The sequence below is a fragment of the Erythrobacter sp. S267 genome (assembly GCF_057365045.1).
Genome location: NZ_CP200298.1, coordinates 2,839,479 through 2,852,098, shown reverse-complemented (window position 1 = coordinate 2,852,098; position 12,620 = coordinate 2,839,479). Strand labels below are relative to the sequence as shown.

14 protein-coding genes are annotated in these 12,620 nt (G+C 61.0%); 7 read left to right on the top strand and 7 right to left on the bottom strand.

Annotated features, from left to right (window positions below):
• Positions 1 to 74: 74 nt before the first annotated feature.
• Positions 75 to 1,565 (bottom strand): TolC family outer membrane protein, encoded by a 1,491-nt coding sequence (locus AC0V6X_RS13415; protein ID WP_486185587.1) that lies wholly within the window; start codon positions 1,563 to 1,565, stop codon positions 75 to 77.
• Positions 1,565 to 2,167, bottom strand: coding sequence for a protein-L-isoaspartate O-methyltransferase family protein (locus tag AC0V6X_RS13410; RefSeq protein ID WP_486185047.1), 603 nt, complete (start codon positions 2,165 to 2,167; stop codon positions 1,565 to 1,567). Before AC0V6X_RS13410 ends, AC0V6X_RS13415 begins: the two co-directional genes overlap by 1 nt.
• 215 nt (positions 2,168 to 2,382) lie before the next feature.
• Between AC0V6X_RS13410 and fumC the strand changes: the two genes are divergently transcribed.
• The 6 genes from fumC to AC0V6X_RS13380 all read left to right on the top strand — a co-directional run bounded on the left by fumC (position 2,383) and on the right by AC0V6X_RS13380 (position 7,838).
• The gene (fumC, locus tag AC0V6X_RS13405; protein ID WP_486185046.1) at positions 2,383 to 3,843 is read left to right on the top strand and encodes a class II fumarate hydratase; all 1,461 of its coding nucleotides are present in this window, start codon (positions 2,383 to 2,385) and stop codon (positions 3,841 to 3,843) included.
• Positions 3,844 to 3,953: 110 nt separating this feature from the next.
• On the top strand, positions 3,954 to 5,219 hold the full coding sequence (locus tag AC0V6X_RS13400) for a sensor histidine kinase (protein ID WP_486185045.1): 1,266 nt from the start codon (positions 3,954 to 3,956) through the stop codon (positions 5,217 to 5,219).
• Positions 5,220 to 5,244: 25 nt separating this feature from the next.
• Positions 5,245 to 6,027, top strand: a complete 783-nt coding sequence (locus AC0V6X_RS13395) for a LytR/AlgR family response regulator transcription factor (protein WP_486185044.1) — start codon at positions 5,245 to 5,247, stop codon at positions 6,025 to 6,027.
• Positions 6,028 to 6,423: 396 nt separating this feature from the next.
• Entirely contained in the window at positions 6,424 to 6,693 is a 270-nt protein-coding gene (locus AC0V6X_RS13390; protein ID WP_486185043.1) for a hypothetical protein, read from the top strand.
• A 41-nt stretch (positions 6,694 to 6,734) separates the two neighbouring features.
• On the top strand, positions 6,735 to 7,484 hold the full coding sequence (locus tag AC0V6X_RS13385) for a metallophosphoesterase family protein (RefSeq protein ID WP_486185042.1): 750 nt from the start codon (positions 6,735 to 6,737) through the stop codon (positions 7,482 to 7,484).
• A gap of 156 nt (positions 7,485 to 7,640) precedes the next feature.
• The gene (locus tag AC0V6X_RS13380; RefSeq protein WP_486185041.1) at positions 7,641 to 7,838 is read left to right on the top strand and encodes a hypothetical protein; all 198 of its coding nucleotides are present in this window, start codon (positions 7,641 to 7,643) and stop codon (positions 7,836 to 7,838) included.
• Positions 7,839 to 7,925: 87 nt separating this feature from the next.
• On the opposite strand, the gene rpsI is transcribed toward AC0V6X_RS13380, so the two are convergent.
• The 5 genes from rpsI to AC0V6X_RS13355 form a co-directional block, all read right to left on the bottom strand.
• Positions 7,926 to 8,510: a 30S ribosomal protein S9 gene (gene rpsI / locus AC0V6X_RS13375; protein ID WP_486185040.1), complete on the bottom strand. Its 585-nt coding sequence runs from the start codon at positions 8,508 to 8,510 to the stop codon at positions 7,926 to 7,928.
• A complete protein-coding gene (gene rplM / locus AC0V6X_RS13370) occupies positions 8,510 to 8,989 on the bottom strand; it encodes a 50S ribosomal protein L13 (RefSeq protein WP_486185039.1) in 480 nt (159 codons plus the stop codon). The genes rpsI and rplM overlap by 1 nt, the downstream gene beginning before the upstream one ends.
• A gap of 219 nt (positions 8,990 to 9,208) precedes the next feature.
• Positions 9,209 to 9,994: a hypothetical protein gene (locus tag AC0V6X_RS13365; RefSeq protein ID WP_486185038.1), complete on the bottom strand. Its 786-nt coding sequence runs from the start codon at positions 9,992 to 9,994 to the stop codon at positions 9,209 to 9,211.
• 14 nt (positions 9,995 to 10,008) lie between these two features.
• Positions 10,009 to 10,326 (bottom strand): divalent-cation tolerance protein CutA, encoded by a 318-nt coding sequence (cutA, locus tag AC0V6X_RS13360; RefSeq protein ID WP_486185037.1) that lies wholly within the window; start codon positions 10,324 to 10,326, stop codon positions 10,009 to 10,011.
• Complete coding sequence (locus AC0V6X_RS13355; protein ID WP_486185036.1) at positions 10,323 to 11,414, bottom strand: COX15/CtaA family protein; 1,092 nt, start codon at positions 11,412 to 11,414, stop codon at positions 10,323 to 10,325. The genes cutA and AC0V6X_RS13355 overlap by 4 nt, the downstream gene beginning before the upstream one ends.
• Positions 11,415 to 11,548: 134 nt before the next feature.
• Between AC0V6X_RS13355 and thiS the strand changes: the two genes are divergently transcribed.
• Positions 11,549 to 12,541: a sulfur carrier protein ThiS gene (gene thiS / locus AC0V6X_RS13350; protein ID WP_486185035.1), complete on the top strand. Its 993-nt coding sequence runs from the start codon at positions 11,549 to 11,551 to the stop codon at positions 12,539 to 12,541.
• The last annotated feature ends 79 nt before the right edge of the window (positions 12,542 to 12,620 follow it).

Below are 12,620 nucleotides of genomic sequence, written 5' to 3'. Positions count from 1 at the left end.
GTCAATCGTCCCCTGACACTCAATACGCAGCCTCTTACACCAAGTGCGCTGCGTTAACCATTCGAATCAGCAGGCTACTGCGATCCAGATGGCTCCAAAACGGGGCCAATGAATGCGTCAGGGGCTTCAATGTCAACGGTTCTTGTCGAATTGGCTTCCGGTTCCGGGTCGCGATCCCAGTCCCAAAGGCGTCCATTGACCCGCTCATAATTGACCTGCGGATCATAGAGCGGACCGCCCGTGTCGAGGTTCAAATCGCGCGCTTCGGCCCGGCCCATTGCGGCGAGCAGAGAGAAGCCCGCGACATAGGCATTGCGCCGCGCGGTCACCAGATTTGCCCGGGCGAGGAGCAATTCCTGCTCTGCGTTCAAGACGTCGATAATCGTGCGATTGCCAATGGAGTTCTCGGCCCGCACGCCCTCAAGGCTGACCTCTGCGGCTTCAACCGCCGCCACCGAGCTTTCGATCACCGCGTTGGATGCCTCCCACGCCGCGTAGGAAGAGTAGGTCTGCTGAATGATCGCGCGTTCGGTGGCGATGACCTGCTCTAGCGCAGCGCTTTCGCGCGCGCCTGCCTGGCGCTGACGTGCGGCGGGCAGGCCGCCCTGAAAGATCGGGATAGTGATGCGGACGCCGGCATTGGCGGTCTTCTCGCTCTGCGCGAAGTCAGCCGATACTGGCCCGCCGAGGCTACCAAAAAAGTCCGAATAATCGAGGTTTGCAAACAGACCGACCGTGGGCAAGCGGCCCGCGCCAGCAGCTTCGGTGTCATAACCAGCGGCCTGCGCCAGTTCCTTCGCTGCGATCAGATCAGGGTTGTTCTCCAGCGCGGTCACAATCGCTTGCTCCACCGTCTCTGGCAGACCGGGCAAGGGCGGTGGCGCTTCGAGGTCCATGGGCGCGCGGCCGACCAGCTGGATATAAACCTGCTGCGCATTGACGAGATTGGAGTACGAGGTTTGCAAATCGCCCTGCGCCACTGCCAGCCGCGATTGGGCCTGCGCGACATCGGTGCGGGTAAGGTCGCCGATTTCAAAACGGTCACTGGTGGACTGGAACGTCACCTCAAGCACTTCGACCTGATTGGCGGCGAGCCGGGCCAAAGCCTCAAACCGCAGCACATCCATATAGGCGGCGACTGTCTGGCTGAACACCTGGCTTTCCGTACCGCGCAGGTCGGCTTGGCCAGCGGCGACCCGTTCTTCAGCGGCGTTGATGCTGTTGCGGATACCTCCGCCGGAATAGATTGGCACTTGCAGCTGCGCGTTGACGCCCAGGTTCCGGTCGGGCGCGGTAAACTGGTTTGCTGATTGGCGCAGGAATTCGATATGCGTGGCTGTCGCGGTCAGGTTAGGCAGGCCGGGCGCGCGTTGGATGTTCACGCCCTCATCAGTCGCCCGCTGGTTGGCGCGGGCCCCCTCAAGTGTGGGGTTTGAATTGTACACCGCCTTCAAAGCGTCGCGCAAAGTCTCCGCCTGGGCTGCGCCGCTGCTAAGGGTGAGGGCGCTCACCGCAAGGGCGGTCGATGCTTTGAGAATGCGGGCCAAAGGGCGGGCACGTGTGATCACGAAAAGGACCAGCCTTTCGGGGCGTTGAAAGCGGAGAGAACCGGGATGCCCAGATCCTCAACCGGTGACAGGGTAATCTGACCCGTAATCTTGCGACCCGAGGCGAGCCGCGTGACTTTGCGCAGGAGCAGGCCGGAGACGATCAGGCCGTTCTCCTCAACCGCACCCGCAAGCGCGTCGGGCAGCACCTCAATCGCGCCGTCGATCAGGATGAGCGAGAACGTGCCGTCCGGCAATTTCCCAGCGGCGGCATCAGCAGCGCTTATGACGGTCACTTCTGCGACCAGCGGGCGGATCAGGTCCGCGAGGTAGCTCGTGCCCCCTTCGACCAGCAGCACGCGGTCAGCGGCGCGCGGCGCGGCTTCGAGCAGCAGTTTGCCGTAAAATAGCGGCGAGGCGAGGGTGGCATCCGGACCGACTGGGATCGAGCGATCGATATAGGCAAGGTCCGCCTTGTCTTCGGGCAGATAGTCTTCGCGCGGCACGGCCAGCATGCGAGCGAGGACGTAATCCTCATTCACGCCGCTGGTGCGCAGCTGGCTGTCAATCATCGCCTTGCGGGCGGTCTGAGTGTCTCGCGCAATGCTCATAGTGCTCATATCTATTCCCATCCAACTGTATTATTCACACAATACAGTTCGTCAACCCTTCTTGGAACCCGCACCTAGCCAGCGTCGCAAGAGGTTCCAAGCAAATTTCACGCGGTTTTGATGCGCTTCCCTTTGACCTGCCCTTGGCCAGCGTCATATGGACGCCCGCAAATGGACGGCAATCCCGATCGGGTGCCGGATCGACCGATACTAGGAGGGATTCGATGAGTGACATTTCGAACAACACAAGCGGGACGCCCGTGCACAATGACGGCTCCATCTTTGGCGCGACCGGTGCGGTTCGCATAGAAAGCGATTCGCTGGGCGATGTGGCATGTCCTGCCGACGCCCATTGGGGCGCGCAAAGCCAGCGCAGCCTTGCGAACTTCGCCATCGGAACCGAGACAATGCCCGCGCCGCTCGTGAAGGCTCTGGGCATTCAGAAGCTCTGCTCTGCCAAGGCCAATATGGAATTGGGTGTGCTCGACGCCAAGCTGGGCGAGGCGATAGTGCAGGCCGCTGGCGAGGTTATCGACGGGACGCTGGCCGATCAGTTCCCCTTGAGCGTGTGGCAGACCGGCTCTGGCACGCAGTCGAACATGAACGCCAATGAAGTGATCGCCAGCCGCGCGAACCAGATCCTGACTGGCGCGCATGGCGGCAAGGAGCCGGTTCACCCGAACGATCATTGTAACATGGGGCAAAGCTCAAACGACACTTTCCCGACCGCGATGCATATTGCGGCGGGAAGCGAAGTGATTGAGCGGCTGATCCCGGCTCTCACCCACCTGCATGCGGCGCTCGACGCCAAGGCCAAAGCCTATGCGGACATCGTCAAGATCGGCCGCACGCATTTGCAGGACGCGACGCCGCTCACTCTGGGCCAGGAGTTTTCCGGTTACGCGAAACAGGTCGAATATGGCCTCGCTCGGCTGGATGCGGCTCTCCCACGCGTGCTCGAACTGGCTCAGGGCGGCACCGCTGTTGGCACCGGCATCAACTCGAAAGCGGGCTTTGCTGAGAAGTTTGCGAGCCATGTTGCCGATGTCACTGGCCATGCCTTCGTCACTGCGCCGAACAAGTTCGAAGCGCTTGCCGCGCATGATGCTCTGGTCGAGATGTCGGGCGCGCTCAATACGATTGCGGTGAGCATGATGAAGATCGCCAACGATATTCGCCTGCTTGGCTCTGGCCCGCGTTCAGGTCTGGGAGAGATTGCTCTACCCGCCAACGAGCCGGGTTCATCGATCATGCCGGGCAAGGTCAATCCGACTCAGTGCGAGGCTCTGACCATGGTTTGCGCGCAGGTGATGGGCAACAACACAACCGTCAGCGTTGCGGGATCGCACGGCCATCTGGAGCTCAACGTCTTCAAGCCGGTGATGATCTACAACGTCCTGCAATCGATCCGCCTGCTGAGCGATGCCTCGGTTAGCTTCACCGACAATTGCGTCACCGGGATCGAAGCCAACACCAAGCGCATCGACCAGCTGATGAATGAGAGCCTGATGCTCGTCACCGCGCTCAACCCGCATATCGGCTATGACAATGCGGCCAAGATCGCCAAGAAAGCGCATGCCGATGGCACGACGCTGAAAGAGGCGGCTTTGGAGCTGGGCCTTCTGACCGAAGAGCAGTTTGGCGAGTGGGTGGTGCCTGCCGAGATGATCAAGCCGAGGGCGTAGGCGGTTGCTGAGCCAACTCGTTCGGCGTCGGTGACTATCGACGAAGCGAATATGCCGACCGACGACCGGTTGGCGTGAATCGCCCTTAGTCGCTATCTCGCAATCCAGACATGTCGACAAACACCGCCCATGATGCGTCCACGAAGAAGGCGCCGATTAGCGTACCGTTCCGCACGGTGCTGTTTTCGATGGCGCTTATGTGGGGCACGTATTTCGTCCTCATCACCGCCCGCAGCTATATGCAGGACATTGGCCTGCAGGATGAAATGCTCGTCCGGCGCGCCTTCCTCACTCTGGCTGGCATTGGCCTCACCATCGTGTTGTGGTTGCTTTTGCGGCTGGTTGATCGGCAAGCGATGTGGATCAAGATCGGCGCGGCAAGCTTGTTTGCGATTCCCATCGCCATCGCCATCGGTCAGATCAACCAGTTCGCCTTTCAGGACATAGCCGAGCGGCTTGAGCAGCAATATGTCGAAGAGCGCGGCTTTCGGATCGATGAGGAGGGGAACCTTCTCTACGACCTGCCCGCCGGTGCGGCGATCAAGGCGCCTGACCCCAATGGGTCTGGCTCTTACAAAATCTCCGAATCGCTGATTATTGCGCCCGCTCAGGAACGCAATGTGGGCGGCTGGAAGATGGTCGTTGAGATCGCACTGGGCCGTTATTTCCTGTTGCTCGCCTGGGCCTCGACCTATTTTGCCCTGCTCGCTGGCTATCAGGCGCGTGCAGCGGAGCGGCGGGAGCAGCAATTCCGGTCAGCGGCCAAGGCGGCAGAGCTGCGATCCCTGCGCTATCAGGTGAACCCGCATTTCCTCTTCAACACATTGAACTCGCTCTCCGCGCTGGTGATGACGGGCAAGACGGACAGTGCGGAACGCATGATCCAGACGATCAGCCGGTTCTATCGCCATTCCCTCGCCGATGAGCCAACCAGCGATGTGACGGTGCAGGACGAGTTTGATCTGCAGAAGCTCTATCTCGACATTGAGGCTGTGCGTTTTCCGGAGCGTTTGATCCCTGTCTTCGATCTGCCTGAGGACCTTGAGGAAGCCCGCATTCCGGGCATGATCCTGCAGCCGCTGGTTGAAAACTCGGTCAAATATGCGGTCTCTGCCACGACCAACCCTGTCACTATCACTGTCGCTGCGCGCGAAGAGTTTGACCGTTTGGTCGTCACCGTCAGCGATGACGGGCCCGGCGTGCCCAATGGCACCAAGCACGGCCACGGGATTGGGCTTGCCAATGTGCAGGAGCGTTTGGAAGCGCGCTTTGGCGGCGATATTGGCTTCACCTCCGGACCGATGCCGGGCGGCTATAAAACCGAGATTCGCATTCCGCTTTCGCGTCCGGCAAATAAGAGACACGGCACCAGCTGACTAACAACTCACGGGACTGACAGACATGACTGATACGCCAGCAAGCGAGACTGAGGACATGGCCCTGCGCACCCTGATTGTTGATGATGAGCCCTTGGCGGTGGAGCGGATCCAGGTGATCTGCGCGGAGATTCCAGCGATCAATGTCGTGGGAACCGCCAGCGATGGCGCAGCAGCTTTGCGGCTAGCGGAAAAGCTCAAACCCGATCTCGTCCTGCTCGATATGACCATGCCGGAGCTGGACGGCCTTGGCGTTGCGCGGGCCTTTACCGAACAAAAGGATAGCGAACCGCCTGCGGTGATCTTCGTGACTGCGCATGACCACTTCGCGGTGGAGGCCTTTGACCTTGAAGCCATCGACTATGTCCTGAAGCCTGTCGCCGCCGACCGTCTGGAGCGCGCAATCGAGCGCGCCGTGGCCCGCCGAGGTGAGCGCAAGGAGACGACCAGCAAGTGGCTGGAGGAGCTATGGGTTCCTCATCGCTCCGAACTCCTGCGGATCGCGGTGAGCGAAGTGCATCAGATCGACGCAGAGCGCGACTATGTTCGGCTGCATGTCGGCGATCCGGCGCAGGGCCCGGAGGGCTCGCGCTCCTATCTCTTGCTCCAGACCATTGCCGGTCTGGAAGCGCGGCTCGATCCCGAGGCGTTCATCCGTATCCACCGCTCCACCATCCTGCGCCGCGATAATATTCGTGGTCTGCGCCACGATGGCCTGGGTGTATGGTCGGCAGAGCTGCAAAGCGGCGAGGCCTTGCGGATCGGCCGCACCTACCTCTCCAAAGTGAAGGCGATGGCTGGGCGCTAAAGCCACGCGTTGCCAGCTGTGTCGCACTGATCGGATTCGAAGAATCCGCAAGCACGACCGTGCGCCCGCAGGTGCTCCGTAGCAAAGCGAAGGAAGCGCACCGAGGATTAGAAAAAGAAGCGGCCCGAACCCCGGGACTGAATAGGGTCCGAGCCGCAATGTCTGCGTTGCTCAAGCACGGGGGGCTCGACCAGCGCAGGAATGCACGCGAAATCGGGGCTTCGCGTTGCTTGTTCTCTTGTGACTAGGGCAGCTCTTGCGAAGCGTCGTGCAGCTCTCGACCAAACGTGTCTGCGAACTGGATTGACGCCGTTCAGCGTGACCGATGGATGTTTATCGCCGACGAAGCGCGGATTTGATCCGATTGGCGTTTGCATCCTACAATCGGGGGTGCACATGCTGAGCCTCGCCATCATCTTTGTTCTCGGGATCGCCAATTTCGCGCTGCACAGCGCCGTTTTGCAGAGCGGGCATACGATGTTGGAGCAGATGCCGGGGCTTGTCCGAAAGCTGGGCGGACGGCTGACCCTGGTGGCAGAGTTCGCAGTGCTGGTCGCGGCGATGCTGCTTGCTTGGAATGGCTGGGAATCGCTGGTCTGGGCCTATGCTGGGTATAGCGCGCTCAACGCAGTCTCGGCCTGGGCAATCCTGACGGGTCGGATTTAGCGCTTGCGCAGGCCAGTCACTTGGGGCTTGTGTTTCGCACCATGACCACGCGCCTGTTCCATATCAGCGACGTCCATTTCGGGGTTGAGGACACCTCGGCTCTTGATGCAGTGGCGCGCGCTTTGGCTGAGGAAAAGCCGGACGCACTGGTCGTTACAGGCGACCTCACCCAGCGCGCCAAGCATACCGAATATGCTGCGGCTGAGGCGTGGTTCAGCGCTCTGGATCTGCCGATCGTGCTGGAACCAGGCAACCACGACATGCCCTATTACAATTTGATCGAGCGGTTCACCGATCCCTATCGCCGCTTTCGCCGCTTGCAAAAAGCGGTCGGAGTGACGTTTGAGACGCATGATCTGGTGCTCGTCTCGCTCAAATCGACTGTGCGGGTGCAGGCGCGATTCCCATGGTCAGACGGCTTTGTGACAGGAAAGGCTCTGCGCCAGACGCTTGATCGGTTGGGAGAGCTTAAAGGTGATCCTCGCCATGTGATCGTCACGGCGCACCACCCTTTGCTTGGGCCTGAAAGCAAACGGAAGAACCCGACGATTGGCGGGACCAAGGCATTTGCTGCGCTTGCCGCGGCGGGCGCTGATGCGGTGATGACCGGCCATGTCCATCACCCCTTTGATGAAGTGCGCCAAAGCGGCTCTCACGCGATGCGGATGATTGGGGCAGGGACGCTTTCCACGCGCCTTCGCCACGGCGCACCGCCCTCCTACCGCATGATAACAGCTGCGCGGGGCAAGGAATTGCAGGTCGACCTGCGCGAGCTGCCCGTGAACATTTAGCGGTGAAGCTTTGGTAACCTGAGGCCCCCGGATTTTTACTAAGTTCGGGTGCAAGGTTGTAACGCTTGTTTCCTGATAAGGGCTGCGGTCGCATCGAAACGTGTCACACCGGCATGCCTGTGCGCGTGCGCGGGCGTCTGTTGGAGAATTTGAGCAATGGACCTGATGAAAGCAATGGTTATCGCCGCTGCCCTGACCGGCTGCATCGCTGTGGTCATCGGATCGCAAGGCACCAGCGGAGGTGCTCTGGCGATTCAATCCTTCACCGTCGAAGGTACGCGGCTCTATTGGTCGTGGCCTGTGTTCTTCTGCGGAAGCGGCCTTTTCTGGGGGCTGCTGCTGCTCCAGCGGTAGAACCGAGGCGAACCGGACAAACAAAAAGGGCGGCCCCTGCGAAGGAGCCGCCTTTTTCGTGTGAAGGCCAAAAGGCCTCTTGCCAGTTTAGCGCTTCGAGAACTGGAAGCTACGACGTGCTTTGGCGCGGCCGTACTTCTTACGCTCAACAACGCGGCTGTCGCGGGTCAGGAAGCCAGCGGCTTTGACTGTGCTGCGCAGAGCCGGCTCATATTTGGTGAGAGCCTGGCTGATGCCGTGCTTCACTGCGCCAGCCTGTCCCGAAAGACCGCCGCCTTTGACGGTGGCGACGACATCGTATTGACCAACACGATCGGTGATTTCGAAGGGCTGGTTGATGATGAGACGCAGAGTCGGACGTGCGAAATACACTTCCTGTTCCTTGCCGTTCACGGTGACCTTGCCGGTGCCGGGCTTGAGCCAGACGCGAGCGGTGGCGTCCTTACGACGACCGGTCGCATAGGCACGGCCCTGTGCGTCAAGCTCTTGCTCACGCAGGGGAACAGCCGGGTTCTGAGCGATCTCAGCCGCATCAGCTGCAGGCGCATCGCCCGCAATGTCCTTAAGATCCGACAGATCAGTCACGGTTTCAGTAGCCGTCTCTGTGGTCGTTTCCACAGCCGTTTCAGCAGTGGCTTCTGGAGCGGTTTCGGTTTTCTTATCGTCAGCCATTATCCGGTGACCTTGTTCTTGCGGTTCATCGAAGCAACGTCGAGCACTTGCGGCGCCTGGCCGTCATGCGGATGCTCGGTGCCAGCGTAGAGGTGCAGCGCCTTCATCTGCGCCCGGCCCAGAGGACCACGCGGGATCATACGCTCAACAGCCTTGGACAGGACACGCTCAGGGAAGCGGCCTTCCAGCACTTTCGCCGGGGTCGTTTCCTTGATGCCGCCGGGATAGCCGGTGTGCTTGTAATAGGTCTTGTCGGTGGCTTTTTTGCCGGTGAACTTCACCTTGTCGACATTGATAACGATCACGTGATCGCCGCAATCAACGTGCGGGGTGTAGGTGGTCTTGTGCTTACCACGCAGAATGTTGGCGATGATCGAAGCAACGCGACCGACCACAAGGCCGTCGGCGTCGATCAGATGCCATTTCTTTTCGACCTCTGCCGGTTTCACCGACGCAGTCTGTTTGCTCAGAGCCTTCATGGCTGAAATCCTTTAAATCAAAGGGATATGTCGATCCGTCTTTGAAGAAGCGCGGGGGAGGGGCCTGATCGACCTTCCCGCGAATCTTCCCCCAACAAGTACCAGGGGGGACGTTGAGGCGCGCATTTGTGACCAAAAGGGCTGGAAGTCAACCAAAACCGGGGGTTTGCGGAGAGGTAAAATAATACCTCCAGCCTATGTGCCTTAACCCAGCCACGCCTAAAGGGCGCTCATCGACCAATATTCACTCGCCGTCTGCACCGTGCCGGAAAGCCGAGTGGTCACGCGCCTTTGCGCAACGTCGAGCCAGCCTTTGTCCGGCACTGCCAGCGCCTCGTAGCTCACTGCAAACTCGCCGAACCGACCATCGGGCAGCTCAACCGCGCGGGATAGGTTGATCGGGCCAATGCGCGGGAAGAACAGATCATCGGGCAGGCGATCCAAGAGCGAGGCCCCTGCGCGTTGCAATTCTGCCGCAAAGCGTCGCGTCATCACCTGCGCATCACGCTCGCCATAGCGGCTGGCGACCATCTCTTCAGCGACTTTGAGCGCCTGTTCGAGGTCAGCCTCTTCAACCCCGCGACCCGCCGCGATGATCATTCCGCCCCGGTTTAGCCGAATCGGCCACATGCTAGCGGTGGAGCGCTGCTGCTCTATTTCAGTGAGGCGCGCGAGCGCGGCGGGCGCATCAACTTCGGCGGACACTTGTTGGCCGTGGATGAGCGGAGACCCGCTGTAATTCCACACGAATTGGATATCCCACATTCGGGTGACGCGGATCTCGTTTCCATCAAACAAGGAGCGGGTCAGCATCCGGGTGAGCCGACATGCCCGTTCCGGCAGAAGGAGCGTGTCTGCGACCTGACTTGCCGCCCGACCGGGTAAGCCAAGCATGCCGCCAAAGACGGCGGGCAGGGCCAGACCCTGGAGTAAGGAACGCCGGGTCAGATGGGCATCCGCAACGAGGTTACGGGGGGCGTCATCCTCCCTTGATTGCCGTGTCATTTGTGCCTCTGCGATCAGCCCAAAATGGTTTTCAGCCAAGCAGAGGTCGCCTCTGCCGTAGCATCGCACCGCCAACCCACCACTGCCGGCGCGTCATAGGGATGGCATTCTCCCAGCCGAGTGACAAGCGTGTCGAGATTTTTGGCCGAAGTCTTGAACAGGACAGCGACTTCGGATGCGGTGTCAACGCGGCCTTCCCACTCGAAGACGGACTCGACTGCGGGCAGGATATTGGCGCAGGCGATCAGCTTCTCGTCGAGCATTGTCTTGGCGGCAGCCTTGGCCGCCTCAGCGTCAGGATAGGGGCACCAGACGAGAGCGGCTTCGCTCATGCGAAAACCTGTCGCCGCTCACTATCTGCCAGCCTTGCGCCGTCAGAATGCATGGCCCACGCGGTGGAGGCAACCAGCAGGGCGCCCATCAATTGGTGCGTCGCGGCGGCCCAAAGCGAAACCTCGCTCATCACCGTCGCAATGCCAAGCAGCACCATGAAGCCGAACGCGCTGTGCACCAGAATCGAAGCGAGCCGATCCGTCTTGCGGACCCGCCGTGCCTGCCAGACCAGCGCCGCTACCGCGATCCATGCCCACCAGCGGTGCAAGAAATGGAGGAGGAAGGGGTCGTGAGTCAGCGTCCACACAATGCCTTGAGAGAAGTCGATGCTCGGCACCAGCACTCCATTCATCAGAGGCCAGTCATAGGCGGCGTGCCCTGCATTGAGCCCGGCAACCCAAGCGCCCAGCAGCAATTGTACGAAGAGAATTATCGCCACGATGGCGGAGAAGCCGGTCAGCCTCACCTTTGGCCCATGTGGGTCCTTCGCAAGGCGCCGCATATCGCGCGCGGTCCACACCAGCAGGGCAAGCAAGAGCAGCGCCGTCAGCAAATGCAGCGAGAGGCGGAAGTGGCTCACATCGGTCATGTCGCCGACCAGCCCGGATTGCACCATCAGCCAGCCAAACAGTCCTTGCAGGCCTCCCAATGCGAGCAGTCCAACAAGGCGCGGCTTGAACCCGCTGGGAATAGCGCCCTTCACCCAGAACCAGATGAGCGGCAGCGCGTAGACCATCCCTACGGCTCGCGCGAGCAGACGGTGGAACCACTCCCAGAAATAGATGAATTTGAAGTCCGCCAGCGTCATCCCGCCAAGGCTCGCTTCAAGGCGATATTCCGGGGTCGCGCGATACTTCTCAAACTCAGCCAGCCATTCGGCTTCGCTCAGAGGCGGGAGAATCCCGGTCGCCAGCTCCCACTCGGTGATCGAGAGCCCACTCTCAGTCAGCCGCGTGATCCCGCCGACCAGCACGATCAGCACGACGAAACAGGCCGTCACCTCCAGCCAGCGCGCAAGCGCGAGCGGGCGGGCGCTGCTGAATGTGTCGTCGAGCGACGTGAGCGGGGATTGGACGGCAGTGGCCATAGCAAGCGCACAAATGTGCGCGGGCGAGCGCGCTGGCAAGTGCGTTTCGCGAAAAAGCCTGATGCAAAAACCGCAGCAACGCGGCTCCCTTGGGAGCTTGCGCTGAGCGTGGGTGCGTCTATTTGAGTGCCACTATGAGCGATATCAAATCCATCACCCTCAATGGCGAAGCGCGCCAGACCTCCGCCTCTACCATCGCCGACCTCGTCCGCGAGCTGGAGCTTGCGCCTGAAAAGGTCGCGGTGGAGCGCAATGGCGAGATTGTCGCGCGCTCTACGTTGGAGGGAGCTGTCCTGGGTGCAGGGGACACGCTAGAGATCGTCCACTTTGTCGGTGGCGGAGACCATGCTCCGGCTTCCGATGACACTTGGAGCGTTGCGGGCCGCACCTTCACCTCGCGCCTGATTGTCGGCACCGGCAAATACAAGGATTTCGAGCAGAACGCGGCGGCTCTGGAGGCCAGCGGGGCGGAAATCGTCACGGTCGCGGTGCGCCGCGTGAATGTCAGCGATCCCAAAGCGCCGATGCTCACCGACTATATCGACCCCAAGAAAGTCACCTACCTGCCCAACACCGCAGGCTGCTTCACCGCCGATGACGCGATCCGCACGCTTAGGCTGGCGCGCGAGGCGGGGGGCTGGGACCTGGTGAAGCTTGAGGTTCTGGGCGAGGCGCGCACGCTCTATCCCGATATGCGCGAGACGCTGAAGGCGACCGAGACGCTGGCGAAGGAGGGCTTCCTCCCCATGGTCTATTGCGTCGACGACCCTATCGCCGCGAAACAGCTGGAAGAGGCCGGCGCGGTGGCGATCATGCCCTTGGGCGCTCCGATTGGCTCAGGTCTTGGCATCCAGAATCAGGTCACGATCCGCTTGATCGTCGAAGGTGCGAGTGTCCCGGTGCTGGTCGATGCGGGTGTGGGCACAGCCTCGGACGCGGCGGTCGGCATGGAGCTGGGCTGCGAAGGCATCCTGATGAACACCGCCATTGCTGAGGCCAAAGACCCCATCCGCATGGCCCGCGCGATGAAGCTGGCGGTACAGGCTGGGCGCGAGGCATATCTCGCAGGACGCATGGGAAGGCGGAAATACGCCGATCCCAGCAGCCCACTGGCGGGCCTAATCTAAGCAGAACCAAAACGGTCCGAAGGACCGCAAGGCCGACCGGCCGCCCGCAGGTGCCCGTAGCGAAGCGGAGGAACAGCAC